Raw genomic sequence first — 25,161 nt, 5'->3', positions numbered from 1 at the left:
GGGCCTTCGAGCGTGGGACGGGACGGCTCACGCCTTGGTGAGGTCCTCGACCTCCTCCTCGGGCTCGCGGCCCGGGGTGGCGAGGTTGAACTTGATGATCGCGAAGCGGAAGACGGAGTAGTAGACCGCCGCGAAGACCAGACCGATCGGGATGATCAGCCAGGGCTTGGTCGCCAGGTTCCAGTTGAGCGCGTAGTCGATGGCGCCCGCGGAGAAGGTGAAGCCCGCGTGGACCCCGAGCGCCCAGGTGATCGCCATGGAGAGCGCGGTCAGGACGGCGTGGATCACGTAGAGCAGCGGCGCGATGAACATGAACGAGAACTCGATCGGCTCGGTCACCCCGGTCACGAACGAGGTCAGCGCGAGCGAGACCATCATGCCCATCACGGCCTTGCGGCGCTCGGGACGTGCGCAGTGCGCGATGGCGAGCGCGGCGGCCGGGAGGCCGAACATCATGATCGGGAAGAAGCCCGACATGAACTGACCGGCGGTGGGGTCACCCGCGAAGAAGCGGTTGAGGTCACCGTGGACGACGTCACCCGCGGCGTTCTTGTAGTCGCCGATCTGGAACCAGGAGACCGTGTTCACGAACTGGTGCATGCCGACCGGGAGCAGCCCACGGTTGATGAGACCGAACAGGCCCGCGCCGACGGCGCCCAGACCCGTGATCCACTCGCCGAAGTTCGAGATGCCCTCGCCGATCGGCTTCCAGATCAGACCGAAGAAGACGCCCATCGCGGTGCCGACGAAGGCCATGATGATCGGCACCAGACGGCGGCCGTTGAAGAAGCCGAGCCAGTCCACCAGTTGCTTGCGGTGGTAGCGCTTCCACAGCACGGCGGCGAGCAGGCCCATCAGGATGCCGCCGAGGACGCCGGGGTTGTTGTAGGTCGCGGCTATGTCCGCGCCCTTCTGGACCTTCGCCTCGGTGACCGGGAACGCCTTCAGCACGTTGCTGTAGACCAGGAAGCCGACGAGCGCGGCGAGGGCCGTGGAGCCGTCCGACTTCTTGGCGAAACCGATCGCGACACCGATGCAGAACAGCATCGGGAGGTTGTCGAAGATCGCGCCACCGGCCGTGGCGAACACGGCCGTGACCTTGTCCGGCAGGTTCAGCTTGTCGTGCACGTCGTCCTGGCCGAGCCGGAGCAGGATGCCCGCCGCCGGCAGCACGGCGATCGGCAGCTGCAGGCTGCGGCCGACCTTCTGCAGGCCCTGGAACAGGCCGGATCCCCGCTTCTTCGCGGGTGCCGCCGAGGCTGTGGCGGTGGTCATAGTTCCTCCATGTGCTGGCGCTGCCGGGGGACGGGAAAGTTGCTGAACGGGGTGGGCAGCGGCCACGTGGTCTACACCACTCAGTGGTGTAGACCTGTTGTAGCACGGTGAAGGCTGGATAAGGAACCCGCTGATTTTGTGGTCTCGGCCATAACGGGAAGAACTGGTTCCGGCCATGCCGAAGGGCCCCCGGACCAGGTGGTCCGGGGGCCCTTGGGGGAGAGCGGTGCTGGTGGGCGGCTCCCTCGTCGGGAGAGGGGCTACGCCTTGGTCGTGTCCTCCACGTCCTCCTCCGGCTCCCGCCCCGGCGTCTTCAGATCGAACTTGGTGATCGCGAACCGGAAGATCGTGTAGTACACGGCCGCGAAACACAGCCCGATCGGCACGATCGCCCACGGCTTGGTCGCCAGGTTCCAGTTGATGACGTAGTCGATCAGACCGGCCGAGAAACTGAAGCCGTCATGCACGCCGAGCCCCCACGTCACCGCCATCGACACACCCGTCAGCACCGCGTGCACCACGTACAACAGCGGTGCAATGAAGAGGAACGAGTACTCCAGCGGCTCCGTGATGCCGGTGACGAACGACGTCAGCGCCACCGACAGCATCAGACCGCCCACCTCCTTGCGGCGATGCGGCTTCGCGCAGTGCGTGATCGCCAGCGCCGCCGCCGGCAGCGCGAACATCATGATCGGGAAGAAGCCCGAGGTGAACTGCCCCGCGTTCGGGTCGCCCGCCAGGAACATGTTGATGTCACCGTGCACGACCTCCCCGTCCGGCTTGGTGAAGCTGCCGAACTGGAACCAGATGGGCACGTTCAGGAACTGGTGCAGACCGATCACCAGCAACGCCCGGTTGGCCAGACCGAACACACCCGCACCCCACGCGCCCAGCCCGACCAGCCAGTCGCTGAAGTTCTCCAGCGCGTCACCGATCGGCGGCCACACCCACACGCACAGCGAGGCGAACAGGATCGCCACGAACGCCATGATGATCGGCACCAGCCGGCGCCCGTTGAAGAAGCCGAGCCAGTCCACCAGCTTCGTACGGTGGAACCGCTGCCAGAAGTACGCCGACAGCAGGCCGATCACGATGCCGCCGAACACCCCGGGATTCTGGTACGTGAACTCGACGACCGAGTTGTCCTCCAGCTGGCAGCCCAGCTTGATCGCCGTGCTCCCTCCCGGGCAGTCCTCCGGGAACGCGCGCAGCACGCTGTAGTAGACGAGGAACCCCACCACCGCCGCGAGCGCCGTGGAACCGTCCGACTTCTTCGCCATGCCGATGGCCACACCCACGCAGAACAGCATCGGCAGACCGAGCTGACCGTCGAGCAGCGCGCCGCCCGCCGCTCCCATCACCTTCGAGACGTTGTCCCAGCCGAGCCCGTCCGCGCCGAACACGTCCGGCTGCCCCAGCCGGTTGAGGATGCCGGCGGCCGGCAGCACGGCGATCGGCAGCTGAAGACTCCGGCCCATCTTCTGCAGACCCTGGAAAGCCTTGTTCCAGCGGTTGCGCGCAGGTGAGACGGCACTCACGGCACTCATGGGCGTCCTCCGGGCCGGGCCGGTTTGGCGACTGCCCGTCAACTGGTGTAGACCAGTTGACGACGCGTCGCTCTGTCGTGATCGCCATCATTCGGCACCCACGACACGACCGCTCGCGAAGATGGGCCAACTGTGGGTTACTGCGACAAAGCGGTTCTGATCAGGGAGTAGGACATGGCCACGAAGGCTGAGAAGATCGTCGCCGGGCTCGGCGGCATCGACAACATCGAAGAAGTCGAAGGCTGCATCACCCGCCTGCGCACCGAGGTCCACGACGCCTCGCTGGTCGACGAAGCCGCTCTCAAGGCCGCCGGCGCCCACGGCGTCGTCAAGATGGGCACCGCCATCCAGGTCGTCATCGGCACCGACGCGGACCCCATCGCCGGCGAGATCGAAGACATGATGTGAGAACCGGGACCCGCTGAGGCACCCGCCGCTCCCCGCGAGCAGCACCCCGCCTCGACGAACCCGGCTCACCCCCGAGGGGCTGCTTCCGTCACCGGCGGACAGCCCCTCACCCGTGTGCCGATAGGCTCAGCGACATGTCTCGCATCGACGGCCGCACCCCCGAACAGCTGCGCCCCATCACCATCCAGCGTGGCTGGAGCAAGCACGCCGAGGGCTCCGTCCTCGTCTCCTTCGGCGACACCAAGGTCTTCTGCACGGCCTCCGTCACCGAAGGCGTCCCCCGCTGGCGCAAGGGCAGCGGCGAGGGCTGGGTCACCGCGGAGTACTCCATGCTGCCCCGCGCCACCAACACCCGCGGCGACCGCGAGTCCGTCCGCGGCAAGATCGGCGGCCGCACCCACGAGATCAGCCGCCTCATCGGCCGCTCCCTGCGCGCCGTCATCGACTACAAGGCGCTCGGCGAGAACACCATCGTCCTCGACTGCGACGTCCTCCAGGCCGACGGCGGCACCCGCACCGCGGCCATCACCGGCGCCTACGTCGCCCTCGCCGACGCCGTCGCCTGGGCCCAGGGCAAGAAGCTCATCAAGGCCGGCCGCAAGCCGCTCACCGGCACCGTCTCCGCCGTCTCCGTCGGCATCGTCGGCGGCGTTCCCCTCCTCGACCTCTGCTACGAGGAGGACGTGAAGGCCGACACCGACATGAACGTCGTGTGCACCGGCGACGGCCGCTTCGTCGAGGTCCAGGGCACCGCCGAGGCCGAGCCCTTCGACCGCAAGGAACTCAACGCCCTCCTCGACCTCGCCGTCGCCGGCTGCGACGAACTCGCCGCCGTCCAGCGCGCGGTACTCGAATCGACCGGTGAGGCAACCGCGCGTTAGTTCCACGCGTTCTAAGGGGTACGGGCGCACGGTCCAGCCGTGCGCCCCGCCGGCCACGTCAGGCGGATCGGGACGACCCCACCGCGGGACACACCGGCCGCCGACGCGGCCGTACGCCATCATGCCCACGGGGAGGGACCGTTCCATGTCCGCGCGCCACCACCGTCGTCGCCGTACCGCCGCACTCGCCGTCACCGCCGCACTCGTCGTCCTGCCGGCGGCCGTCGGCTGCGACGCCGTGAACAAGGCGCTCGACTGCGTGCAGACCGCCGACTCGATAGCCGACAGCGTCACCGACCTCCAGCAGGCGGTCGAGAACGCGGCCGACGATCCGTCGCAGACCGACGCCTCCCTCAACTCGATCGAGAACAACCTCGACAACATCGGCGACAAGACCGACAACGCCGACGTCAACAAGGCGGTCGACAACCTGAACAAGGCCGTCGCCAACGTCCGCACCGCCGTCAAGAACGGCGACAACACCCCCGACATCAGCCCCGTCACGGACGCGGCGGGCGAACTGACGAAGGTGTGCACGCCATAGGGGTGATGCGGGGAGCCCGGCCCTCGCGGCCGCACCGGCCTCCCGCGGGGACCGGGCCGCGACAGCTCGCGGGACCGGACGCCCGTCCGGCAACGGTGCCCCCCTCGGCGATACTGGCCCCCATGACCCGCCTGATCCTCGCCACCCGCAACGCCGGCAAGCTCACCGAACTGAAGGCGATCCTCGCCGACGCAGGCATCACGCACGACCTCGTCGGCGCGGACGCCTATCCCGACATCCCCGACGTCAAGGAAACCGGCGTCACCTTCGCCGAGAACGCCCTGCTGAAGGCCCACGCCCTCGCCCGGGCGACGGGGCTGCCAGCCGTCGCCGACGACTCGGGCCTGTGCGTCGACGTCCTGAACGGCGCCCCCGGGATCTTCTCCGCGCGCTGGGCCGGCCGCCATGGCGACGACCAGGCCAACCTGGACCTGCTCCTCGCCCAGCTCTCCGACATCGACGCCCCGCACCGAGGCGCCCACTTCGCCTGCGCGGCGGCTCTCGCCCTGCCGGACGGCACGGAACGCGTCGTCGAGGGCCAACTCCTCGGCACCCTCCGCCACACCCCGGCCGGCACCCACGGCTTCGGCTACGACCCGATCCTCCAGCCCGAGGGCGACATCCGCACCTGCGCGGAACTCACCCCCGCCGAAAAGAACGCGATCAGCCACAGGGGCAAGGCGTTCCGAGCACTGGTACCGGCGGTCCGCGAACTGCTGGGCTGACCTCGGCCGCCCCTGGCCCTCCGCGCGCACGAAGGCCCGGTCCGTGAACCCGGACCGGGCCTTCGTCTTCCCGCTGTGCGGTCGGTGGGACTCGAACCCACACGGGATTTCTCCCACGGGCACCTAAAACCCGCGCGTATAGCCTATTCCGCCACGACCGCGTCAAAACGGACACTTCGCCTGTCTGTGCCGCTGATGTCGCTCAGTGTACGGGGGAGGGGTCCCCGCCCGGAGGGTGACCGTTCTTCCGGCGGCACCATGTCGCGGTCAACGCATGGCAGTTCGGACACAGGTAACGCAGGTTCTCCGCGCGGTTGTCCAGCCAGTCGCCGTTGACGTGGTCGATCTGGAGGGTGATCGGCTGGTCCATCCAGCTCCCTGGGTTACCGCAGGAGGCGCACGCGTACGAAGCGCCCAACTCCTGGAGTGCCGCATGCAGCCGCGCCCGGTTGGGGCGCGCCGATCCCGCGGGGAGCACCACCAGGGCCTTCGGCGCCACAGGTGCCCGCCCGCTCGGTCGACCCCATGCCCGCCGACGGAAGTGGCCCGTGTCCAGGTCGAGTTGGGCCACCCTGCGGCGAACCCGGCGGTGATTGGTGTCGTTCACGTCGAGGCCCAGTGCCCGCATCACGTCCGCGTAGCTGGTGGCCGCGGGCACGGCGGCGCGCAGGGCGGCCTCGGGAATAGCGAGGCGGGCGTTGCGGAAGTGGGACGTGTCGACGCCCTGCTCCCGCAGCATCCTTCCCAGCGCGGCTCTGGACCGGCTGTCGTCGGGGACGCCGAGCGCTCCGGCCGTTCCGCGGATGCTCGCGGAGGACGCGGCAGCCGTGAGCAGTTCCTCCGGAGTGAACGGCAGGTCGAGGCGCGACCGGGCGATGCCCGGGAAATGGCGGAGGTCGAGACCGGCCGCTTCGATGCGGCGCCGGATGTGCGCGAGGGTGCCGGTCGCCGGCGTGGCGCCAAGCTTGAGCACGACCTCGCGCAGGGTCGTGGACGACGCCACCGCTTCGGCGATCGCGGCGTCCGGGTAGCGGGACCAGGGGCTGCGCCGCCTGAAGTGGCCGGTGTCGATTCCCTGGGCGGCGACCCGCTCCTGGAGCACGCGCCGCCGGCCGCCGCTCGGCGCGAACCCCAGCCGCCGCATCAGCTCGTTCCAGGTGTGCGACTGCCCGACGGCCGTCGCCAGCGCGCCCCGGTCGTACTCACCCGTCAAGACCGATCCCCCGTTCTCGGTCGCGCGTTCGCCACCTCGAACGGGTCAACGAGCAGCTCATCGGATCGTCACGCCCGGAGGGTCCGGCTCAGTGGCCCGAGGTGAGCTTCAGGCCCACCACCGCCACCAGCAGCAGGCCGATGAAGAAGATGCGGGCCGCTGTGGCCGGTTCGCCGAGGAGGAGCATGCCGAGGACGGCGGCGCCCGCCGCGCCGATGCCGACCCAGACGCCGTAGGCCGTGCCGATGGGGAGGGTCTTCGCGGCGTACGAGAGGAGGACCATGCTGGCGACGATTCCGGCGCCGGTGAGCACGCTCGGGACCGGGCGGGTGAAACCGTCGGTGTACTTCATTCCGATCGACCAGCCGACTTCGAGCAGACCGGCGACGAGCAGCAGAACCCAGGCCATGGGAGGCACCTCCGAGAGACAGGACGACGACTGGACGGAAGTGCGTCGTCTTTGCCCTACCCGGTACGGCGCGTCTCGTCGGGTACTTTCCACCGTAGCAAAGGAATGCGTAAGGGGCTGGTGACCATGGTCACCAGCCCCTTACGGCGATTTTCACCCTACAAATACAGGCCCGTCGAGTCCTCGGACCCCTCGAACCGGTCCGCGGCCACGGCGTGCAGGTCCCGCTCGCGCATCAGCACATAGGCGGTCCCGCGCACCTCGACCTCGGCGCGGTCCTCGGGGTCGTACAGGACCCGGTCGCCGGGCTCGACCGTACGGACGTTCTGGCCCACCGCGACGACGTCGGCCCAGGCGAGGCGGCGGCCGACGGCCGCCGTCGCGGGGATCAGGATGCCGCCGCCGGAACGACGCTCGCCCTCGGCGGCGTCCTGCCGCACGAGCACACGGTCGTGCAGCATCCGGATGGGCAACTTGTCGTCGTGGGTGTTGTGCTGTTCCCGATTGGCGCTCACGCCCAGAACCTACCTGTCCCCGAGCCTTCCGTAGCCGGGCGGGTCAGCCCTTGCGGCGCCGCGTGCCCAGCACGAGCAGTCCGACGACGCCCACCGCCAGCAGGGCCGCCGGCACGATGCGCTCCAGCCGGGGCGCACCCTCCTCGGTGACGAACTGCCCCTTCACATCGCCGACGACGCGGTTCACGCCGACGTAGGCGCGCCCCAGTGTGTGGTCGATGTTGGAGGCGACCTTGGCCTTGGCGTCTCCGACGATCGTCTTGGGGTGGACCCGCACGCCGATCTCGTCGAGCGTGTCGGCGAGCGTTGCGCGGCGGTTCTTGATGGCCGCCTCGATCTGCGCCGGAGTCCTGGTATCCGACGTGTCCGACGTATCCGACACCGCGCTGCCTCCGTGGTCGTGTAGTGACTGTCTGGTTCGGACAGTCTGTCAGCTCCTGGTGCGCCGCACCCCTCGGCACCCCCCATTACGCTCGTTCCGTATCCATTCCATCCCCTTGGCCACGTGAGGTACCGATGAGCGAGCGACTGCAGCCCGGCGACACCGCCCCCGCCTTCACCCTGCCCGACGCCGATGGCAACGAGGTCTCCCTGGCGGACCACAAGGGCCGCAAGGTCATCGTCTACTTCTACCCGGCCGCCCTCACCCCGGGCTGCACGAAGCAGGCCTGTGACTTCACGGACAACCTCGACGTGCTGGCGAGCGCCGGTTACGACGTCATCGGTGTCTCTCCGGACAAGCCGGAGAAGCTCGCGAAGTTCCGTGAGAAGGAGTCCCTGAAGGTCACGCTGGTCGGGGACACCGACAAGTCGGTCCTGGAGGCGTACGGCGCCTTCGGTGAGAAGAAGCTGTACGGCAAGACGGTCGTCGGGGTCATCCGTTCCACGGTGGTGGTGGACGAGGAGGGCAAGGTCGAGCGGGCCTTCTACAACGTGAAGGCGACCGGGCACGTGGCGAAGATCATCAAGGATCTGGGGATCTGACCCGCTCGGTACGGTTCGGCGCGCGGAGGTCCTCCTGCCGGGGACGGCCGCTGCGTGCTCCCCGGTCCGTCAGGGTTTTCTGGAGGTGAGCGGGCCCAGCGGGCCTTCGCCCGTGCTGGTGCCCGTTCCGCCGTCCGTGCCGGTGTCGCCGTCGGTGCCGGTGTCGCCGTCCGTGGTGGATCCGGTGGTGCCGCCGTCGGTGGTGGTGCCTCCGCCGTTGCCGTTCGTGGTGCCGCCTCCGGTGTCGGCGCCGCCGTTGGTCTGGCCCTGGTTCTGGCCCGCGGTCTGTCCCTGGGTCTGGCCGTTGGTCCGGCCCGGTGACTGGCTGGCGCCCTGGGTCTGCCCCTGGTCCTGGCCCGGGGTCTCCTGTCCGCCGTCGGTGGTGCCGCCGTCGTTCTCGTCGCCGGTGGTGTCCGGCTCGCTGGGTTCGAAGGAGGGGACGTCCTCCTGTTCCTCGGCGCCCGGCTGGAGCTGGAGGTCGAAGTCGGACGCGTCGGTGCCTTCGAGGGCGTCCTTGGTGAACTGGGCCCAGATCTGGGCGGGGTAGCCGCCGCCGTTGATGCGGGCTTGGCCGAGCGCGCCGTACAGGGACTTGTGGGCGCCGGTCTCGGGGTCCTGGCCCATCACGGAGACGACGGTGGCGAGGTCGGGGGTGTAGCCCGCGAACCAGGCGGCCGTGTCCTCCTCGGCGGTGCCGGTCTTGCCCGCGGCGGGCCGGTCGGCGGCCTGTGCGGCCTGCCCGGTGCCGCCGTCGACGACGCTCTGGAGCATGGACGTGGTGGTGTCGGCGGCCTGACGGCTCACCGCCTGGGTGGTCTGCTGCTTCGGCAGCTCGACGTCGTCCTCACCGTCCTTGGTGATCTTCTCGACGAGTGAGTACGTGCCGTGCCTGCCGTGGTTGGCGAGCGTGGCGTACGCCTCCGTCATGTCGAGGACGCTGGCGGTGGCCGGGCCGAGGGCGATGGACGGCGAGGCCGTCAGGTCGGGGGTGTTCGCGGGCAGGCCGAGCGCGACGGCGGTCTTCTCCACCTTCGCGGGGCCGACGTCGACGGCCATCTGCGCGTACACCGAGTTGACCGACTTGTCGGTGGCGGTGCGGACGGTGATGTCGCCGTACGAGACGCCGTCCTCGTTCTCCGGGGCGTAGGTGCCGCCGCTCCAGCCCTGCACCGGGCGTTTGTCGGTGCCGTCGTAGACGGTGTTCGGGGTGATCATGCGGCCGTCCTGGGTCGTGGAGAAGTTCTGCACGGCCGAGGTGAAGACGAACGGCTTGAAGGTGGAGCCGACCTGGTAGTCGCGGCGGGTCGCGTTGTTCACGTACTGCTTGGTGTAGTCGATGCCGCCGTACATCGCGCGGACCTTGCCGCTGGACGGGTCGATGGCGACGCCGCCGGCCCGGACGTAGGTGTCGACCTTGCGGTTCTTCTTGTCGAGCTGGTCCGTCACCTGGTCGTTCACGGCCTTCACGAAGGCGTCCTGCTTGGGCTTCTGCAGGGTGGTCGTGATGCGGTAGCCGCCGGTGGTCAGGGTGTCCTCGTCGAGGATCTTGTTCGAGGTCAGGTAGTCGTTGACCGCCTGCACGAGGTAGCCGCGCTGGCCTGACATGCCCGCCGATCCCTTGGCCTGTTTGGGCGGCTGGAAGGTGACCCGGGCGCGCGCCGGCTGGGTCAGCCACTTCTTCTTGACCATGCCGTCGAGGACGTAGTTCCAGCGGGCGAGCGCCGCCGCCTTGTTCTCGGGGTGCGCGATCACGTCGAACTCGCTGGGCGCGTTGAGCAGCGCGGCGAGGTAGGCGCCCTGGGCGACGGTCAGGTTCTGGGCGTCGACGCCGTAGTAGGCCTGTGCGGCGGCCTGGATGCCGTAGGCGTTGCGGCCGTAGTAGCTGGTGTTGAGGTAGCCCTCCAGGATGTCGTCCTTGCTCTTCTCCCGGTCGAGCTTGATGGAGATGAAGAACTCCTTGATCTTGCGGGTGACGGTCTGTTCCTGGCCCAGGTAGTAGTTCTTCACGTACTGCTGGGTGATCGTCGAGCCGGACTGCTTGCCCTTGCCGGTGGCCGTGTTCCAGCCCGCGCGGATCATCGCCTTGGGGTCGATGGCGGACTCGGTGTAGAAGTCGCGGTCCTCGGCGGCGAGCGTGGCGTGCTGGGCGTCCTTGGAGATCTGCGCGAGGGAGACGTTCTCGCGGTTGACGTCGCCGTCGCGGGCGAGCTGGCTGCCGTCGGCGTACAGATAGACGTTGCTCTGCTTGGTCGCGGCGGCGTTCGCCGGCGGGATCTTGACGAGGTAGTAGCCGAGCGCGAAGAGGCCGACCAGGACGAGGATCAGGCACACGAGGGTGCCGAGCAGCATCCGCCAGGTCGGGACGAGCCGGCGCCAGCCGGTCCGCTTCCGCTTCTCCTTCCGCTTCTTGCCGGGCTCGCCCGGTCCCGCCGCGGGGTCGCCGGCCGGGCGGGGGCCCGGTTCCGGTTCCCTGGGTGCCCAGCCCTGGTCGTTCCGCTGCGGCTGCGGCTCGTCACTCATCTGTTCGCCGGACTCCTGTTTCGCGTCGTACGTCGCCGTACGACCTCTTACGCCTCTTACGCCTGGTGCGCCCCTCTTGAAGACTGTCGCACCCTGCGTTTCGTTCCCTGATCCCGGCACGCGTCGCGCCGGAAAATGCCTGGCGGCGCGCGCGGGGCGGGGGCTAGGCTCCTGCGCTTTGGCTCAACTTGGCTCAACGCTCAGGAGAGGGGCGGGTTGTGGGCACGACGCGGTTGTACGCCTCCGTCGCGGCGGGCGGCTTCCGGCGGTACGCCACCTACCGGACCGCCACGGCCGCCGGCGTCTTCACGAACACCGTCTTCGGGCTGATCCTCGCCTACATCTTCATCGCGCTGTGGGACACGAGGCCGCACCTCGGGGGCTACGACCAGGCCCAGGCGCTCAGCTACGTGTGGCTCAGCCAGGCGCTGCTGATGGTGGTCGCGGTGATGGGCGGCGGCTTCGAGGACGAGCTGATCGAGCGCATCCGTACGGGTGACATCGCGATCGACCTGTACCGGCCGGCGGACCTGCAACTGTGGTGGCTCGCACAGGACATGGGGCGGGCACTGTTCCACCTGCTGGGCCGCGGGGCGGTCCCGCTCGCCTTCGGGGCGCTCTTCTTCGACCTGTCGCTGCCCGCCGATCCGCTGACCTGGCTCGCCTTCCTGGTCGCGGTCGCGCTCGGAGTGGTCGTCGGGTTCTCGATCCGTTTCCTGGTGGCGCTGTCGGCGTTCTGGCTGCTCGACGGCGCGGGTGTCTCTCAGCTCACCATGATCGCCGGGGTGTTCTGCTCGGGGATGCTGCTGCCGCTGAACGTGTTCCCGGGCACGCTCGGCGAGGTCGTACGGGCCCTGCCCTGGTCGTCGCTGATCCAGGCGCCCGTGGACGTCCTGCTCGGCACGGCGGATCCGCTCGGCACGTACGCGTTCCAGGCCGCCTGGGCGCTCGCGCTGCTCACGGCCGGGCGGCTGCTCCAGTCGGCGGCGACGCGAAGGGTGGTGGTGCAGGGTGGCTGACCCTGTCGAGGAGGCCGTGCGGGAGACGTTGCCCGGTCCTGCGGCGGCCGGGCCGGTGGGAGAGAGGGCGGTGGAGGCCCATCCCTTCGCGCGGCAGGGAGCGTACGAGCGGCTGTGCGACGGGCTGCGCGCCTACCGGCTGATCACGGCGATGTGGATGCGCTCGACGATGGCCTACCGGGCGTCGTTCGCGATGACCGCGCTCGGGAACTTCGCCGCGACCGCCCTGGACTTCGTCGCGATCCTGCTGATGTTCTCGCAGGTCGACCGGATCGGCGGCTACGGACTGCCCGAGGTGGCCTTCCTCTACGGTGTGGCCGGCACCGCCTTCGGGCTCGCGGACCTCGCGCTCGGCTCGATGGACCGGCTCGGACGGCGGGTGCGCGACGGCACCCTCGACACCCTGCTGGTGCGTCCCGTGCCCGTCCTCGCGCAGGTCGCCGCCGACCGGTTCGCGCTGCGCCGCCTCGGCCGCATCGTCCAGGGACTGGTCGTCCTCGGCTACGCCGTCGCCGTCCTCGACATCCAGTGGACGCCGCTCAAGATGCTGCTGGTCCCGGTGATGCTGCTCAGCGGCGGCGTGATCTTCTCGGCGGTGTTCGTGGCGGGCGCGGCCTTCCAGTTCGTCGCGCAGGACGCCTCCGAGGTGCAGAACTCCTTCACGTACGGCGGCAGCACGCTCCTGCAGTACCCGCCGACCGTCTTCGCCAAGGACATGGTGCGCGGGGTGACCTTCGTGCTCCCGCTCGCCTTCGTCAACTGGCTGCCCGCGCTGTACGTGCTGGGGCGGCCGTATCCGCTCGACCTGCCGGCGTGGGTCGCCTTCACATCACCACTCGTGGCGGTGCTCTGCTGCGCGCTCGCCGGGATCGCCTGGCGCGCGGGGCTGCGCGCCTACCGCAGTACGGGAAGTTAGGGGAACGGGCGTGGCCATCACCGAGGACGGCGGGCCGGCGGGGCCGGACGCCGGATTCATCGAGCTGGACGGTGTCGAGAAGGTCTTCGACGTGCGTAAGCGGACGGGGTTCCTGCGCAGTGAGCGGCGGCAGGTGCGGGCGGTCGACTCGATCTCGTTCAGCGTGCGGCGCGGCGAGATGGTCGGCTACATCGGTCCGAACGGCGCGGGGAAGTCGACGACCATCAAGATGCTCACCGGCATCCTCACCCCGAGCGGCGGCCGGTTGCGGGTCGCGGGGCTGGACCCGTCGCGGGAGCGGACCCGGCTGGCCCGCCGGATCGGGGTGGTGTTCGGGCAGCGGACGACCCTGTGGTGGGACCTGCCGCTGATCGACTCCTACCGGCTGATGCACCGCATGTACCGGATCCCCGACGGGCGTTACCGGGAGAACCTCGACCGCTGTGTCGAACTCCTGCAGCTCGGGGCGCTGTTGGACGTGCCCGTTCGGCAGCTGTCGCTGGGGCAGCGGATGCGCGGCGACATCGCGGCGGCGCTGCTGCACGATCCCGAGGTGCTCTACCTGGACGAGCCGACCATCGGGCTCGACGTGATCAGCAAGGCGCGGGTCCGGGAGTTCCTGCGGGACCTGAACGCCGACCGCGGCACGACCGTCCTGCTCACCACGCACGATCTGACCGACATCGAGCAGCTGTGCCGGCGCGTGATGGTCATCGACCACGGGCGGCTGATGTACGACGGTGCGCTGGCGGGGCTGCACGAGGTGGGGGAGAGCGAGCGGACCCTGGTCGTCGATCTGGAGCGGGAACTCCCGCCGATCGAGCTGGAGTCGGCGCGCGTGGTGAAGGTGGAGGGACCGCGCCAGTGGCTGGCGTTTCCCGCGGCCCTCTCGGCGGCGCCGCTGGTGGCGCGGATCGCGGCGGAGTACCCCCTCGTGGACCTCTCGGTGCGGGAGCCCGACATCGAGGCCGTGATCAGCCGCATGTACGCGGAGAAAGCGATCTCATGAGGCGACCGTCAAGGCTTGCCGAGGCGGCGAGCGGCATGGCGAGCGGGCGGGGGAACTCGTAGGCTGCTGTCCATGACGGACCACGAACTCCCGGAGCTGCGCGCCTCGGACGCCGATCGTGAACGGGTCTCCGAACAGCTGAGGGACGCCCTCGCCGAAGGACGCCTCGACATGGAGGAGTTCGAGGAGCGGCTGGAGGCGACGTACAAGGCCCGTACCTACGGGGAGTTGACGCCGATCACCCGCGATCTGCCGGGTGCGGCGGCCGCGGCCCCGATCTCCATGGTCAAGCACCCTGTGGACGACGGCAGTTGGGGTTCGCGGATCGTGGGAGGCGAGGGTTCCTCGTCGTGGGGTGTGGCCGTGCTCTCCGGGTTCGAACGCAAGGGCCGCTGGACGGTGCCGCGCCGCTTCAACTCCGTCGCCTTCATGGGCGGCGGCGAGATCGACCTGCGCGAGGCGAACTTCGCGGACCGTGAGGTCGTCGTCAACTGCGTCGCGGTCATGGGCGGGATGAACGTCATCGTGCCGCCCGGCGTCGAGGTCGTCGTCCGAGGCATCGGCATCATGGGCGGCTTCGACCACCGTGAGGAGGGCCGACCGGGCGATCCCGGGGCGCCCAGGGTGATCGTCACGGGCTTCGCCTTCTGGGGCGGCGTCGGTGTGGAGCGCAAGCTCACCCGTGCCGAGCGCCGGCGCCAGCGGGAGGAGCGCCGCCAGGAGAAGCTGGAGCGTCGTGCGGAGCGCAAGGAGCTGCAGGGGTCGCAGGGCGGCCGCCTCGGTGACGTGTTCGACGTCCTCGACGACGCGCGGGACCTGATCCGCGACCGGCACGAAGACCATCACGAGTACCGCGACGAGCGCGAGCGGGAGCGCCACGATCGCAACGAGGAGCGCCGGGAGCGTCACCGGGAGCGCCGCGAGGACCGCCACCGCCGGCACTTCGGCGACTACTGAACTCCCGCGGCCCCCGCGGTCGTCGGCGGGCGCGGTGACCGCGGTGTCCCCGTGGACGGCCGCGGCGCGCCCGCGATCGCGAGCGCGCCGGAGGGCGTGAGGGGTCGGATCACAGCTCCGCCGGAGCCGAGCCCTTCAGCTGCTGCAGGTCGAACACCTCGGCCATCCGCCGAAAGCCCCTGTCGCTCGGGTGGAGATGGTCCCCCGAGTCGTACTCGGTCCGCAGGCGGCGCGGGTTGTACGGGTCGCGCAGGGCCGCGTCGAAGTCGACGACGGCGTCGTAGACCTTCCCGGCGCGGATCTCCGCGTTCACGGCCTCCCGTACGGCCTCCCGCTGGGGGGAGTAGCCCCGGTGGCCCTCGAAGGGCATCAGGGTGGCGCCGACGACCCGCAGGCCGCGGGCGTGCGCCTGCCGGACCAGGGTCCGCAGGCCCGCCGTGATGGTGCTCGGGTCGACCTGGTTCGGGTTGCGCAGGATGTCGTTGACGCCGAGGTCGATGACGACGGCCTTGACGTTCGTACGGTCGAGGACGTCCCGTCCGAAGCGGCTCAGTCCGCTGGGGTTGTCGGCGGGACGGCCGAGGCCCGCCGCGAGGATCTGGTTGCCGCTGATGCCCTGGTTCACGACGCTGTAGCGGGGCGTCTCGCCGGTTCCGGCCGAGGCGCGCAGCCGCTCCGCGAGGACGTCCGGCCAGCGGCGGTTGGCGCCGACGGTCGAGGTGACGCCGTCGGTGAGCGAGTCGCCGAGCACGACGACCGTGCCCGTCGCCTCGTCGCTCAGCACGTCGACCGCCGTCACGTAACGCCAGTACGGCGTCTGCTCGGTGTACGAGGTGCCACTCAGGTCCTCCGTACGGTCGCCCTGCGCGACGTACGAGAGCTGGCGTGCCATCGGGTGGTAGGTGACCGGTCCGGACGGCGTCGGCGAGTACGTCGTCACCAGGATGTCCGCGCCGTGCGGGATGCGTACCCGGACGGCGTCGCTCATCACCTGACCGCCCGCCGGGATCACGACGGCCGTCGTGCCGCCGAACGTGAGGCGGCGCATGGTGTCGGCCGCGGCGGCGGCGTTGTCGGCGGTCGCGGCGACCGCGATCGTGGCGTGCGCGAGGGCCAGCGGCTGCTGTCCGTAGAGATTGGACAGCGTGATGCGGGCACCCGTGCCCCCGACGGCCGCGTGCACGACGTTGCGCACGGAGCGGCCGGCCATGCCGTTGGTCTCCGTGCCGGGCTCCGCCCCGGCCGGGGACGCCGACCAGGCGCCGACCCAGGTGCCGGTGGAGGCGGGCGCGGCGGAGTTGTGCGACGTACGCCCGGCGGCGACGTCGGTCCGGGTGCCACTGCCGTCGTCGGCGGCGACACCGATGTAGATGGCCCCGGAAAGGACCACGACCACGGCGAGAACCGCGGCGAGCAGGGCATAACCGTGACGCTTGGTCATGCGGTGCGTCTCTCCTCGAAACGAGTGGGAGCGAAATGCTCCGATGTGATCACCCCATGATGCGGCATGGGCCGGGGGGAGTACCGGCGCACCCCCCTTTGGGTCCCTCCGGTCGAATCCCCATCCGAACAGACGCCGGGAACTCGTGTGCCGTTCCAGTAGTCGGTCAAGAAGAGAGGGGAAAGAGACAATATTTACGGGCTGGGTCGGGTTCTGCGGACGGGTGGAGTGAATGGAACGCACGAAATCGGGTGAACCGGACGGCATGGAGCATGCCCACCCCGGGGGGACCGCGAACGCGACGGCACCCGCCGCGCCACCGGGCCGCGCGATGAACACCTTCAGCGCCTCCGACATCGAGAAGCGGCGCGGGGTGCGCCGGATGAAGGCGACCGCCACCGGCCTGCTGCTCCTCGTCGCCCTGGTGTACGTGCTGGCGAAGTGGGCCTCGCACGAGGGCGCGGGCGCCTGGGCCGGCTATGTCGCGGCGGCCGCGGAGGCGGGCATGGTCGGCGCGATGGCCGACTGGTTCGCCGTCACCGCCCTCTTCCGGCACCCGCTCGGCCTGCCCATCCCGCACACCGCGATCATCCCCACCAAGAAGGACCAGCTGGGTGTCTCGCTCGGCGAGTTCGTCGGCGAGAACTTCCTCTCCGAGGAGGTCGTGCGGCAGCGGCTGCGGGCCGTGGGCATCGGCAGCAGGCTGGGCGCCTGGCTCGCGGACCCCGAGCACGCGGACCGGGTGACCGCCGAGCTGGCCGCCGCCCTGCGGGGCGCGCTGACCGTGCTGCGGGACTCGGACGTCCAGGCCGTCGTCGGCGAGGCGATCACCCGGCGCGCCGACGCCCAGGAGATCGGCCCCGGCATCGGCAAGATGCTGGAGCGGGTCGTCGCGGACGGCGGGCACCGGCGGGTCGTCGACCTGGTGGTCAGCCGCGCGCACGACTGGCTGGTCTTCCACGACGAGCAGGTCATGGACGCCGTGCAGGGCGGCGCGCCCGGTTGGACGCCCCGCTTCGTCGACAAGAAGGTCGGCGAGCGCGTCTACCGGGAGCTGCTCCGCTTCGTCACCGAGATGCGCGACTCCCCGTCCCACCCGGCTCGCGGCGCCCTCGACCGGTTCCTCACCGACTTCGCCTCCGACCTGCAGTCCGACACCGAGACCCGGGCCCGCGTGGAGCGCCTCAAGGGCGAGGTGCTGGGCCGCGGCGAGGTCCAGGACCTGATCGCGTCCGCCTGGACGGCCGTACGGTCGATGATCGTCTCCGCGGCGGAGGACGAGCGCAGCGAACTACGGCTGCGTGTGCGGGCCTCCCTGCTGTCCCTCGGCGCCCGCATGGCCACCGAGCCCAAGCTGCAGGCCAAGGTCGACGGCTGGGTCGAGGGCGCCGCGGTGTACGTGGTGACGACGTACCGCACGGAGATCACCTCGCTCATCACCGACACGGTCGCCGGCTGGGACGCCGAGCACACGACCAAGAAGATCGAGGCGAACATCGGCCGTGACCTGCAGTTCATTCGGATCAACGGCACGGTGGTCGGCTCGCTCGTCGGCCTGCTGATCTACACCGTGTCGCGGACGCTGGGGGCGTAGCCGGGCGCGGACGGCGGGTGCGTAAGCGGGCGGAGATCGGGGAACACGTGCGGCGTTCACTCGAAGGAGAGGGAGCCCCATGACCCCACCCGCCTCGCCGGCCCCCACGCCCGCGTCCACCGGCACCATCACGACCAGCGTGCCCGCCCGGCTGGACCGGCTGCCGTGGTCGCGCTGGCACTGGATGATCGTGATCGGCCTCGGCACCGTCTGGATCCTGGACGGTCTCGAGGTCACCACCGTCGGCAACATCGCGGGCCGCCTCTCCGAGGAGGGCAGCGGACTCTCCATCACGTCGGCGCAGGTCACCGGTGTCGCGGCGGCGCTCTACGTGGCCGGTTCCTGCGCGGGCGCCCTGTTCTTCGGCTGGCTGACCGACCGCTACGGCCGCAAGAAGCTGTTCATGGTCACCCTGGTGGTCTATCTCGCCTCGACCGCGCTGACCGCCCTGTCCTTCGACGCCTGGTGGTTCTTCACCTTCCGCTTCCTCACCGGCTTCGGCATCGGAGGCGAGTACGCGGCCATCAACTCGGCGATCGACGAGCTCATCCCGTCCAAGTTCCGCGGCCGGGTCGACCTCATCATCAACGGCAGCTACTGGCTCGGCGCGATCGGCGGCGCCCTGCTGTCCATCGTCATGCTGAACACGGACATCTTCCCGAAGAACCTCGGCTGGCGGCTCACCTTCGCCCTCGGCGTCGTCCTCGGCCTGGTGATCCTGCTGGTCAGGCGGCACGTTCCGGAGAGCCCCCGCTGGCAGTTCATCCACGGCCAGGGTGACGCGGCAGACGAACTGGTCACCTCCGTCGAGGACGAGGTGGAGAAGGAGACGGGCAAGACGCTGCCGCCGCCCGCGGGCGAGATCACCATCGAGCAGCGCAAGAGCATCGGCTTCGGGATCATCGCCAGGACCGTCTTCGCCCGCTACCCGAAACGCGCGGTGCTCGGCCTCGCCCTCTTCATCGGCCAGGCCTTCCTCTACAACGCGATCACGTTCGGCTTCGGCGCCATCCTCACCACGTTCTTCGACGTCCCCACGGGCAGCACCGGCTACTACTTCGCCGTCATCGCGGCCGGCAACTTCATGGGCCCGCTGCTCCTCGGCAAGCTCTTCGACACCGTCGGCCGCCGGGTCATGATCTCCTCGACCTACCTGCTGTCCGGTGTGCTCCTGTTCGGAACCGCCTGGCTCTTCGACCAGGGCTCGCTGAACGCCGTGACCATGACCGCCTGCTGGTGCGTGGTGCTGTTCTTCGCCTCCGCCGGCGCCTCCAGCGCCTACCTGACCGTCTCCGAGATCTTCCCCATGGAGACCCGGGCCATGGCCATCGCCTTCTTCTACGCCATCGGCACCGCAGCCGGCGGCATCAGCGGCCCGCTCGTCTTCGCCGACCTCACCAAGTCCGGCGTCGTCGGCGACACGGTGCTCGCCTTCCAGATCGGCGCCGGCCTGATGTGCGCCGCCGGACTGGTCGCCGTGTTCTTCGCCGTCAACGCCGAACGCCGCGGGCTGGAGGACATCGCCGCCCCCCTGTCGACGGCGCCCTCCACCAGCGGCACGTCGTCCTCGACGTCGTCGGCCTCGTCCGACTGAGGTCCGGCACGGGGCCCTTCCGAGTATCCCGTTCTGAGTACGCGTACTCTGTCGGGCCCCCGCCGGGCACGTAACCCTCGTACGCATGACCGAGAAGCTGCTCCGCCCCCTGCGAACGCGCCCCTGGCCGGAACGCTGGCTGACGCGCGTGCTCGGCGCCGCCCTCTCCGGCGCGGCGTACCTCCTCTGCCTTCCCTGGGACCTGCGCAACCGCCCCGCGGCACAGGGATCCACGCTGGAGACCACCCCGGTGACCGCCACGGGCGTCCTCGCCCTCGCCGTCTGCCTGCTGCTCCTGGCCGCCTACGTCGGCCACCGCGACGCGCTCGCCTGGCCCCTGCTGCTCGTCGCGGCCCCTCCGGCGGCCCTGCTGTACGTGTCCCTGCGCACCCATCCCGGACCGCCGGACGGCTTCGTCGACGCCTGGCCGCTCACCTGGGCGTTCTTCACCCTGCTCGGCGCGGCGGGTGCGCTGGTCGTGGCAGCGGTGGCCCGGCGGTTCAGGACAGACTGGACGGAGCCGGCCGACATCGACGAATGGTTCGTTCTCGCCCACCGTCCCTGCACGTGACGAACGCCGTACCGCGTCCGTGACGCACCCCGCCGTCCCGCCACCCGTGAGCCATCAGGAGGCACCGCACATGACCGTCCGCAGGATCGTCCCCGACATCCAGGTCGGCTCCGAGCAGGACATGTCGGCGAACCGCGACTTCTACGGCGTGCTCGGGTTCGAGGAGGTCATGAACCAGGGCTGGGTCATGACCCTCGCCTCCCCGGCCAACCCCACCGCCCAGATCAGCTTCCTCACCGAGGAACGCACCGCACCCGTCGTCCCCGACCTGAGCGTGGAGGTCGAGGACGTCGACGCCGTGTACGCGCGGGTGCTCGCGTCGGGCGCGGAGGTCGTGCGGGAACTCCGGGACGAGGAGTGGGGCGTACGACGGTTCTTCGTCCGTGACCCGAACGGGCGAGTGGTGAACGTGCTGGGCCACCGGGCCTGACCGCGTCGGCCCACCTCACTCACCGAACCGGCGACGACTCACTGAGCGTAGAAGTACCGCGTCCCCTTCTCGATGAAGTACGAGGCGTAGACGCGGCCGAGGGCGGGCTTGCCGCGGTACATCCCCACGTACTGACGCGAACTGTCGACCACGACGGGCCGCGTCATGCAGGCGAACTTGACCCGCTGCTGTGCCTCCGCCCACTGCACGGCCGCCGGATCGACGCGGTCGCTGACCAGCAGCGGGAAGGCGCCGACACCGTTCTGCAGGCCGACGGGCAGACCACCCTTGGTGTCCTTGGCGTACTTCATCACCTGGTCGGTGAAAGCGGAGACGACGGGCACGGTTATCTCCGGGACCGCCGCGGCCACGGTGAACAGATGCAGTTTCGTCGCCATCCAGCTCATCCGGAACTCGGCCCGCCGCCCGACGAGCACGGGCACCCCGGCCCAGTCCTCCCACCGAGTGGCGCATCCGTCCTCGGTCAACCGGCCCTGCACGAAGGCCAGGTAGGCGCCGGGCGCCGACTGCTGTTGCTGCTGTGCGTCCATGCGCGGATCCTAAGCACCCGGGCGGGGTGCCGAGTCGTGCGGGGTGAGGAGAGTCAGGCCCCCGTGGTGGACCCGGGCCGGATGATCATCAGGACCGTGACGGTGGCCCACAGCAGGTTGAAGATCCCGGTGAACATGGCGAGCCGAACGGTGGCCGCACGACCGTCTGTTGCTCCGTCCCCGGGTGTCCCTTCCATCTCCCCGCCTCCCTCGGCCGTCTCCAGGACGGCACTCTGACGGGGCAGTACGAGGAGCGCGAGCACGCCGGCCGCGAGCGCGGTCAGCACGATGGAGACGATCAGCCAGGTGTCGCCGAGCACACCCATGTTGCTCGCCGTGGCGAAGCCGAACACGGGGACGACGACGCCGACGACGGCGTACACACGGCAGATGCGGTGCAGCAGCCGCGCGGTGGCGAGCGCGTCGGCATCGTCCGGCGCACCGAGGGACCGGCGCGCGGCCGGCGGGAACATGCTTGCGGCGACCGTCACGGGCCCGATGGCGACGATCGCGGCGATGACGTGGACGGCGAGGAGGAACTTGGTCACGGGGTGACGGTAGGGGCCGGGACGGATCTTGCAGAAGTGGCGCTTTTGCCAGACAGCAACGGATTCCGGCCAAGAGAGTGAAGAGCGGCTGAACGGAGACGGATCAGCCTCTGACCTGCCCCTGAACTGGGCGAAGGCGTCTCCTCGCGAGGCCGCAGGAGCCGGCGGACGGACCCGACCCGGATGACGGGAACCCGTCGTACGCCTAGGCTCCAGCCATGCACACCGTGGCCGTACTGGTGCTCGACCAGGTCATCCCGTTCGACCTCTCCGCCCCGATCGACACCTTCGGCTGGGCCAGACTGCCGGACGGCCGGCCCGCGTACCGGACCCGGGTCTGCTCGGTCACCGCGGGCGCGGAGGTGAGCGCGGGCGCCTTCACACTGCGCGCGCCGCACGGCCTGGAGGCGCTGGCGGAGGCCGACACGATCGTCCTGCCGGGGCGGTCCGACCCGTCGCTGCCCCTCCCGCCCGGCGTCGCGGACGCGCTGCGCGCGGCGGCCGCGAACGGCACACGGATCGCGTCGGTCTGCGTCGGGGCGTTCGTCTTCGCGGCCACGGGCCTGCTGGACGGCCTGCGCGCGACGACGCACTGGCGGGCGGCGGGGGAACTGGCGTCCCGCCACCCGGCGGTGACCGTCGACCCGAACGTCCTCTACGTCGACAACGGCCAGTTCCTCACGTCGGCGGGCGCGGCGGCAGCCCTGGACATGTGCCTGCACATGATCCGCCGGGACCACGGCTCGGCGGTCGCCGCGGACGCGGCCCGGCTGTCGGTGATGCCCCTCGAACGGGAAGGAGGACAGGCCCAGTTCATCGTCCACGCACAGCCACCGGCACCGGCGGGCACGACGATGGAGCCGCTCCTCGCCTGGCTGGAGGAGAACGCGGAACGCGAACTGACCCTGGAGGCCATCGCCGTCGAGGCCGGCACGAGCACCCGCACCCTCAACCGCCGCTTCCGCGAACAGACCGGCACGACGCCCCTGCAGTGGCTGCACCTGGCCCGGGTCCGCCGCGCCCAGTACCTCCTGGAGACGACCACCCACACGGTCGAACGCATCGCCGTCCAGGCGGGCTTCGGCTCCCCGACGGCGTTCCGCGACCGCTTCAAAAGGGTGGTGGGGACGAGCCCGCAGGCGTATCGGCGGGCGTTCCGGGGAGCAGGGGCGGCAGCTTAGGGGGACAGGGGGCTTAGGTCAGCCCCGGCGGTCGGATACGGCCCAGGAGGCGAGGGCCACGGCTCCGGCGACGCCGAAGACGGCGGGCCAGGCGCCCACCTTCTTGGCCAGCGGATGCGACCCGGCGAAGGCGGCGACGTACACGACGGTCAACGCCCCGGCGGCCTTCCCGCCGGCCTGCCGCTTCCACTGCTGCGCGGCAGCGACTCCGGCAGCGGCGAGGACCACCCCGCCGAGCTGCCGCTTCCTGGTCCACCGGGCAACCCCGTACCCCCCGACAAGCCCCCCAGCAGCCACCACCGCGGCCGGAACCTTCGCCATCACTGCCTCCTGCTGCTGCCTACGCCGCCGCGCCGATCACCGCGCGTCTGCCGAACGAACCGAGGCTAACGCGGACACAAGGCGGGGCTGACGGGGGCCAACCTTTCCGCCTTGTCAGTGGCATCCGTTTGGATATGCGGCATGACCGTTCACGACGTGGCTCGGGCGCTGCCTGACATCGCGACCTTGAGGAACCTCTGCCGTTCGATAGCCATGGCGGAGGCCGTCCTGAACCCAGACGGGGAACGGGAGCACTGCTTCATGCCGTCCTGGTCAGAGGCGGAGGAGCTGGCCTCCTTGCGCAACGGGTCGGGCGACGAACTCGACATCGTCTTCGCCCCCACCGGCGCGTACATTCGCGGCTTCGACCACGAGTCCCCCTTGAGCCCGTACGGCCACGAGGACCTGCCTGCGCCGTGGCCGGGCGTGCTGGACTCGGTCCCCGAGGTCTTCCGCCGCTACATCGACGAGCCTGCCTTCACGGACGAGGACGGATGCCCCGTCGTGACCGTGTGCCTGTGGCGCACCGCGGTTGCCACGTCCTGGGAGGCGGGTCCCATCACCTACCCCGACGGACACTCGGACCCGGACGGCTCGGACTGGCTCTTCGAACTGCTCCTCGATCCGACCCCGGAGGCGTTCCGGTCGTTCGCCGAGGACTACTACGAGACGTCGGTGGACGTCGAGATCATCCGGCACATCTACGCTCTGCGCCCGCTCGGCCGGTCGCACATCGTGGCCCTCAATCCTTCGGCACCCGTGGAGACGGTTCTCGCGGAGGCCAAGGCGATGGGGTATCCGCTCGCGGCCCAATAGGTCAGTCAGGGTGCTGCGTTGGCCTCTCGGACTCCATCGTCAGTACGCCCTCCTGGCAGGCTGCGTATGAAAGCCCGCCAAGCCGCAGACCGGACGGCGACGAGGAGGTCGGAGGACGCTTTTGAGTCGCGGATCAGCGTGCCGTCGTTCGTGTGGGCGCACTCGACGCATTCGGTGCCGCTGCCGCCGCTGTAGGAGGACTTGAACCAGACGGGCGTCAGCGGTTTGGGCATTACGGCTCCTTGCTTATGCGGCGGATCAGCGCTGACGAGGACTCCAAGTCGACTGCTTGCGCGCTGAGGTACTGGAACGCCAACCTATAGCGCTCCAGTTCCTGCTGCTTCTCCATGAACAGGCCACCGCTCAGGACGTCGACGTACACCACGTCCAGATCTGGAGCGGGGCCACGCAGGATAGCGAAACTGCCAACAGCCGCTGCATGCGCTCCTGTTGAGAACGTCAGGACCTGGACGGTGATGTGAGGCAGCTCCGCCACTGCCAGGAGGTGCTGGAGCTGCTCCCGCATGACGTCGCGCCCGCCGACGCTTCGTCGGATCGCTGCTTCGTCGATCACGCACCAGATGTGCGGTGGTTCATCTCGGCGGAGGAGCTCCTGTCGCTTCATGCGGATGTCGACCATGTGCTGTACCTCCCGCTCCGGACACTGCATTTCCGAGGCTCGGTGAACCGCTTCGGCATAGGCGCGGGTCTGGAGGAGACCAGGGATGTACATGCAGGCGTAGTGGTCCTCGCGGACGACCTCGTCCTCGAGGGTGAGCATCAAGTTCATGGAGTCGGGGATTGGGTCAGCGAGTGATCGCCACCAGCCCTGGATCTTCGCCCCCTTGGCAAGGTCGACCAAGGCGAGCCGTTCGACGTCGGTGACGTCGTACTCCCGGCACAGGGCATCAATAGCCGGCCATTTGACCGACCCCTCCTTGGTCTCGTACCGGCTGAGCGTGGCTTTGGAGATCCCGACGCGGGCGCCCGCCTCCTCTAGCGTCAGCCCTTTCCCTTCCCTTAGGCGACGTAAGTCGGCTCCGAGTTGGCGTCTGCGCGTTGTAGGTCCAACTGCCATGTGCACGGCCCTTCCGTCGGGATCCCTCAGATCGTGGTGGCTGCCGGACCGCGACGGCAAGGTCGCGCGCGCCGGGGGCGTGCGGACCTCCCCACGCTTCCGAGCGCCGTCCAT

General features: G+C 69.8%; 28 protein-coding genes, 1 tRNA gene and 1 riboswitch. Of the genes, 15 read left to right on the top strand and 14 right to left on the bottom strand.

What is annotated here, in order from left to right:
* Window positions 1-27 precede the first annotated feature (27 nt).
* Window positions 28-1,275, bottom strand: a complete 1,248-nt coding sequence (locus tag ACIRQH_RS22735; RefSeq protein ID WP_404226885.1) for a PTS transporter subunit EIIC — start codon at window positions 1,273-1,275, stop codon at window positions 28-30.
* Between the two features lie 260 nt (window positions 1,276-1,535).
* Window positions 1,536-2,822 (bottom strand): PTS transporter subunit EIIC, encoded by a 1,287-nt coding sequence (locus ACIRQH_RS22730; RefSeq protein ID WP_358815003.1) that lies wholly within the window; start codon window positions 2,820-2,822, stop codon window positions 1,536-1,538.
* A 174-nt stretch (window positions 2,823-2,996) separates the two neighbouring features.
* Here ACIRQH_RS22730 and ACIRQH_RS22725 point away from each other — a divergent pair, with 174 nt between their 5' ends.
* The 4 genes from ACIRQH_RS22725 to rdgB all read left to right on the top strand — a co-directional run bounded on the left by ACIRQH_RS22725 (window position 2,997) and on the right by rdgB (window position 5,380).
* Window positions 2,997-3,230, top strand: a complete 234-nt coding sequence (locus ACIRQH_RS22725) for a glucose PTS transporter subunit EIIB (protein ID WP_069920430.1) — start codon at window positions 2,997-2,999, stop codon at window positions 3,228-3,230.
* 134 nt (window positions 3,231-3,364) lie between these two features.
* Window positions 3,365-4,111, top strand: coding sequence for a ribonuclease PH (rph, locus tag ACIRQH_RS22720; RefSeq protein WP_355862908.1), 747 nt, complete (start codon window positions 3,365-3,367; stop codon window positions 4,109-4,111).
* A 145-nt stretch (window positions 4,112-4,256) separates the two neighbouring features.
* Window positions 4,257-4,655, top strand: coding sequence for a hypothetical protein (locus tag ACIRQH_RS22715; protein ID WP_358815002.1), 399 nt, complete (start codon window positions 4,257-4,259; stop codon window positions 4,653-4,655).
* A 122-nt stretch (window positions 4,656-4,777) separates the two neighbouring features.
* Window positions 4,778-5,380 carry an RdgB/HAM1 family non-canonical purine NTP pyrophosphatase gene (gene rdgB, locus ACIRQH_RS22710; protein WP_404226884.1) on the top strand — a complete coding sequence of 201 codons (603 nt, stop codon included), beginning with the start codon at window positions 4,778-4,780 and terminating at the stop codon, window positions 5,378-5,380.
* Between the two features lie 76 nt (window positions 5,381-5,456).
* Here the strand turns inward: rdgB and ACIRQH_RS22705 are convergent.
* The 5 genes from ACIRQH_RS22705 to ACIRQH_RS22685 all read right to left on the bottom strand — a co-directional run bounded on the left by ACIRQH_RS22705 (window position 5,457) and on the right by ACIRQH_RS22685 (window position 7,899).
* Window positions 5,457-5,541: transfer RNA gene (locus ACIRQH_RS22705), tRNA-Leu, on the bottom strand.
* Window positions 5,542-5,582: 41 nt separating this feature from the next.
* The gene (locus tag ACIRQH_RS22700) at window positions 5,583-6,593 is read right to left on the bottom strand and encodes an HNH endonuclease signature motif containing protein (protein ID WP_388931237.1); all 1,011 of its coding nucleotides are present in this window, start codon (window positions 6,591-6,593) and stop codon (window positions 5,583-5,585) included.
* An 88-nt stretch (window positions 6,594-6,681) separates the two neighbouring features.
* Window positions 6,682-7,002, bottom strand: coding sequence for a quaternary ammonium compound efflux SMR transporter SugE (sugE, locus tag ACIRQH_RS22695; protein WP_358814999.1), 321 nt, complete (start codon window positions 7,000-7,002; stop codon window positions 6,682-6,684).
* 39 nt (window positions 7,003-7,041) lie between these two features.
* Window positions 7,042-7,111: riboswitch (guanidine-III (ykkC-III) riboswitch) on the bottom strand.
* Between the two features lie 49 nt (window positions 7,112-7,160).
* Window positions 7,161-7,463, bottom strand: a complete 303-nt coding sequence (locus ACIRQH_RS22690) for a co-chaperone GroES (RefSeq protein WP_326790934.1) — start codon at window positions 7,461-7,463, stop codon at window positions 7,161-7,163.
* Window positions 7,464-7,560: 97 nt separating this feature from the next.
* On the bottom strand, window positions 7,561-7,899 hold the full coding sequence (locus ACIRQH_RS22685; RefSeq protein WP_358814997.1) for a DUF3618 domain-containing protein: 339 nt from the start codon (window positions 7,897-7,899) through the stop codon (window positions 7,561-7,563).
* Window positions 7,900-8,033: 134 nt separating this feature from the next.
* On the opposite strand from ACIRQH_RS22685, the gene bcp reads away from it, so the two are divergent.
* Complete coding sequence (gene bcp, locus ACIRQH_RS22680; protein ID WP_355862919.1) at window positions 8,034-8,501, top strand: thioredoxin-dependent thiol peroxidase; 468 nt, start codon at window positions 8,034-8,036, stop codon at window positions 8,499-8,501.
* 69 nt (window positions 8,502-8,570) lie between these two features.
* Here bcp and ACIRQH_RS22675 read toward each other — a convergent pair whose 3' ends face one another.
* Window positions 8,571-11,021: a transglycosylase domain-containing protein gene (locus ACIRQH_RS22675; protein WP_404226883.1), complete on the bottom strand. Its 2,451-nt coding sequence runs from the start codon at window positions 11,019-11,021 to the stop codon at window positions 8,571-8,573.
* A gap of 218 nt (window positions 11,022-11,239) precedes the next feature.
* On the opposite strand from ACIRQH_RS22675, the gene ACIRQH_RS22670 reads away from it, so the two are divergent.
* The 4 genes from ACIRQH_RS22670 (at window position 11,240) to ACIRQH_RS22655 (ending at window position 14,922) form a co-directional block, all read left to right on the top strand.
* On the top strand, window positions 11,240-12,040 hold the full coding sequence (locus ACIRQH_RS22670) for an ABC-2 family transporter protein (protein ID WP_358814995.1): 801 nt from the start codon (window positions 11,240-11,242) through the stop codon (window positions 12,038-12,040).
* Window positions 12,041-12,068: 28 nt separating this feature from the next.
* Complete coding sequence (locus ACIRQH_RS22665; protein WP_404226928.1) at window positions 12,069-12,956, top strand: ABC transporter permease; 888 nt, start codon at window positions 12,069-12,071, stop codon at window positions 12,954-12,956.
* A gap of 10 nt (window positions 12,957-12,966) precedes the next feature.
* Window positions 12,967-13,965: an ATP-binding cassette domain-containing protein gene (locus ACIRQH_RS22660; protein WP_388931232.1), complete on the top strand. Its 999-nt coding sequence runs from the start codon at window positions 12,967-12,969 to the stop codon at window positions 13,963-13,965.
* 72 nt (window positions 13,966-14,037) lie between these two features.
* Window positions 14,038-14,922: a DUF1707 domain-containing protein gene (locus tag ACIRQH_RS22655; RefSeq protein ID WP_388866233.1), complete on the top strand. Its 885-nt coding sequence runs from the start codon at window positions 14,038-14,040 to the stop codon at window positions 14,920-14,922.
* Between the two features lie 109 nt (window positions 14,923-15,031).
* Here the strand turns inward: ACIRQH_RS22655 and ACIRQH_RS22650 are convergent, their stop codons facing one another.
* Window positions 15,032-16,363: an SGNH/GDSL hydrolase family protein gene (locus ACIRQH_RS22650; protein ID WP_404226882.1), complete on the bottom strand. Its 1,332-nt coding sequence runs from the start codon at window positions 16,361-16,363 to the stop codon at window positions 15,032-15,034.
* A 232-nt stretch (window positions 16,364-16,595) separates the two neighbouring features.
* On the opposite strand from ACIRQH_RS22650, the gene ACIRQH_RS22645 reads away from it, so the two are divergent.
* From ACIRQH_RS22645 to ACIRQH_RS22630, 4 genes are all read left to right on the top strand, one after another.
* Window positions 16,596-17,957 carry a DUF445 domain-containing protein gene (locus ACIRQH_RS22645; RefSeq protein WP_388866227.1) on the top strand — a complete coding sequence of 454 codons (1,362 nt, stop codon included), beginning with the start codon at window positions 16,596-16,598 and terminating at the stop codon, window positions 17,955-17,957.
* 79 nt (window positions 17,958-18,036) lie between these two features.
* Window positions 18,037-19,551 carry an MFS transporter gene (locus ACIRQH_RS22640; RefSeq protein WP_388866224.1) on the top strand — a complete coding sequence of 505 codons (1,515 nt, stop codon included), beginning with the start codon at window positions 18,037-18,039 and terminating at the stop codon, window positions 19,549-19,551.
* 85 nt (window positions 19,552-19,636) lie between these two features.
* A complete protein-coding gene (locus ACIRQH_RS22635; RefSeq protein ID WP_358814990.1) occupies window positions 19,637-20,122 on the top strand; it encodes a hypothetical protein in 486 nt (161 codons plus the stop codon).
* A 70-nt stretch (window positions 20,123-20,192) separates the two neighbouring features.
* Complete coding sequence (locus ACIRQH_RS22630; protein WP_388866221.1) at window positions 20,193-20,552, top strand: VOC family protein; 360 nt, start codon at window positions 20,193-20,195, stop codon at window positions 20,550-20,552.
* Window positions 20,553-20,590: 38 nt separating this feature from the next.
* On the opposite strand, the gene ACIRQH_RS22625 is transcribed toward ACIRQH_RS22630, so the two are convergent.
* Together ACIRQH_RS22625 and ACIRQH_RS22620 are read right to left on the bottom strand one after the other, a co-directional pair.
* Window positions 20,591-21,103, bottom strand: coding sequence for a levansucrase (locus ACIRQH_RS22625; RefSeq protein WP_358814988.1), 513 nt, complete (start codon window positions 21,101-21,103; stop codon window positions 20,591-20,593).
* 53 nt (window positions 21,104-21,156) lie between these two features.
* Entirely contained in the window at window positions 21,157-21,651 is a 495-nt protein-coding gene (locus ACIRQH_RS22620; protein ID WP_388866218.1) for a DUF2269 family protein, read from the bottom strand.
* 218 nt (window positions 21,652-21,869) lie between these two features.
* Here ACIRQH_RS22620 and ACIRQH_RS22615 point away from each other — a divergent pair, with 218 nt between their 5' ends.
* Window positions 21,870-22,832 (top strand): GlxA family transcriptional regulator, encoded by a 963-nt coding sequence (locus ACIRQH_RS22615; protein ID WP_404226881.1) that lies wholly within the window; start codon window positions 21,870-21,872, stop codon window positions 22,830-22,832.
* A gap of 18 nt (window positions 22,833-22,850) precedes the next feature.
* Here the strand turns inward: ACIRQH_RS22615 and ACIRQH_RS22610 are convergent, their stop codons facing one another.
* Window positions 22,851-23,153, bottom strand: coding sequence for a hypothetical protein (locus ACIRQH_RS22610; protein WP_358814985.1), 303 nt, complete (start codon window positions 23,151-23,153; stop codon window positions 22,851-22,853).
* A 141-nt stretch (window positions 23,154-23,294) separates the two neighbouring features.
* Here ACIRQH_RS22610 and ACIRQH_RS22605 point away from each other — a divergent pair, with 141 nt between their 5' ends.
* Window positions 23,295-23,969, top strand: a complete 675-nt coding sequence (locus ACIRQH_RS22605) for a hypothetical protein (RefSeq protein WP_404226880.1) — start codon at window positions 23,295-23,297, stop codon at window positions 23,967-23,969.
* A gap of 5 nt (window positions 23,970-23,974) precedes the next feature.
* Here ACIRQH_RS22605 and ACIRQH_RS22600 read toward each other — a convergent pair whose 3' ends face one another.
* Window positions 23,975-24,202, bottom strand: a complete 228-nt coding sequence (locus ACIRQH_RS22600) for a DUF397 domain-containing protein (protein ID WP_388931219.1) — start codon at window positions 24,200-24,202, stop codon at window positions 23,975-23,977.
* Window positions 24,202-25,047 carry a helix-turn-helix domain-containing protein gene (locus tag ACIRQH_RS22595; protein WP_388931377.1) on the bottom strand — a complete coding sequence of 282 codons (846 nt, stop codon included), beginning with the start codon at window positions 25,045-25,047 and terminating at the stop codon, window positions 24,202-24,204. The genes ACIRQH_RS22600 and ACIRQH_RS22595 overlap by 1 nt, the downstream gene beginning before the upstream one ends.
* Between the last annotated feature and the right edge of the window lie 114 nt (window positions 25,048-25,161).

Source organism: Streptomyces sp. NPDC102279, from assembly GCF_044766365.1.
Lineage (GTDB): Bacteria > Actinomycetota > Actinomycetes > Streptomycetales > Streptomycetaceae > Streptomyces.
The sequence above is the reverse complement of the archived record's forward strand: the minus strand, read 5'-3'. Positions and strand labels throughout refer to the sequence as shown.

Excerpts from the sequence above, each read along its gene's own strand:
- ACIRQH_RS22735 (WP_404226885.1), bottom strand. The coding sequence starts at position 1,275 with ATGACCACCGCCACAGCCTCGGCGGCACCCGCGAAGAAGCGGGGATCC.
- ACIRQH_RS22730 (WP_358815003.1), bottom strand. The coding sequence starts at position 2,822 with ATGAGTGCCGTGAGTGCCGTCTCACCTGCGCGCAACCGCTGGAACAAG.
- ACIRQH_RS22725 (WP_069920430.1), top strand. The coding sequence starts at position 2,997 with ATGGCCACGAAGGCTGAGAAGATCGTCGCCGGGCTCGGCGGCATCGAC.
- rph (WP_355862908.1), top strand. The coding sequence starts at position 3,365 with ATGTCTCGCATCGACGGCCGCACCCCCGAACAGCTGCGCCCCATCACC.
- ACIRQH_RS22715 (WP_358815002.1), top strand. The coding sequence starts at position 4,257 with ATGTCCGCGCGCCACCACCGTCGTCGCCGTACCGCCGCACTCGCCGTC.
- rdgB (WP_404226884.1), top strand. The coding sequence starts at position 4,778 with ATGACCCGCCTGATCCTCGCCACCCGCAACGCCGGCAAGCTCACCGAA.
- sugE (WP_358814999.1), bottom strand. The coding sequence starts at position 7,002 with ATGGCCTGGGTTCTGCTGCTCGTCGCCGGTCTGCTCGAAGTCGGCTGG.
- ACIRQH_RS22690 (WP_326790934.1), bottom strand. The coding sequence starts at position 7,463 with ATGCTGCACGACCGTGTGCTCGTGCGGCAGGACGCCGCCGAGGGCGAG.
- bcp (WP_355862919.1), top strand. The coding sequence starts at position 8,034 with ATGAGCGAGCGACTGCAGCCCGGCGACACCGCCCCCGCCTTCACCCTG.
- ACIRQH_RS22675 (WP_404226883.1), bottom strand. The coding sequence starts at position 11,021 with ATGAGTGACGAGCCGCAGCCGCAGCGGAACGACCAGGGCTGGGCACCC.
- ACIRQH_RS22655 (WP_388866233.1), top strand. The coding sequence starts at position 14,038 with ATGACGGACCACGAACTCCCGGAGCTGCGCGCCTCGGACGCCGATCGT.
- ACIRQH_RS22650 (WP_404226882.1), bottom strand. The coding sequence starts at position 16,363 with ATGACCAAGCGTCACGGTTATGCCCTGCTCGCCGCGGTTCTCGCCGTG.
- ACIRQH_RS22645 (WP_388866227.1), top strand. The coding sequence starts at position 16,596 with ATGGAACGCACGAAATCGGGTGAACCGGACGGCATGGAGCATGCCCAC.
- ACIRQH_RS22640 (WP_388866224.1), top strand. The coding sequence starts at position 18,037 with ATGACCCCACCCGCCTCGCCGGCCCCCACGCCCGCGTCCACCGGCACC.
- ACIRQH_RS22635 (WP_358814990.1), top strand. The coding sequence starts at position 19,637 with ATGACCGAGAAGCTGCTCCGCCCCCTGCGAACGCGCCCCTGGCCGGAA.
- ACIRQH_RS22630 (WP_388866221.1), top strand. The coding sequence starts at position 20,193 with ATGACCGTCCGCAGGATCGTCCCCGACATCCAGGTCGGCTCCGAGCAG.
- ACIRQH_RS22625 (WP_358814988.1), bottom strand. The coding sequence starts at position 21,103 with ATGGACGCACAGCAGCAACAGCAGTCGGCGCCCGGCGCCTACCTGGCC.
- ACIRQH_RS22615 (WP_404226881.1), top strand. The coding sequence starts at position 21,870 with ATGCACACCGTGGCCGTACTGGTGCTCGACCAGGTCATCCCGTTCGAC.
- ACIRQH_RS22610 (WP_358814985.1), bottom strand. The coding sequence starts at position 23,153 with ATGGCGAAGGTTCCGGCCGCGGTGGTGGCTGCTGGGGGGCTTGTCGGG.
- ACIRQH_RS22605 (WP_404226880.1), top strand. The coding sequence starts at position 23,295 with ATGACCGTTCACGACGTGGCTCGGGCGCTGCCTGACATCGCGACCTTG.
- ACIRQH_RS22600 (WP_388931219.1), bottom strand. The coding sequence starts at position 24,202 with ATGCCCAAACCGCTGACGCCCGTCTGGTTCAAGTCCTCCTACAGCGGC.
- ACIRQH_RS22595 (WP_388931377.1), bottom strand. The coding sequence starts at position 25,047 with ATGGCAGTTGGACCTACAACGCGCAGACGCCAACTCGGAGCCGACTTA.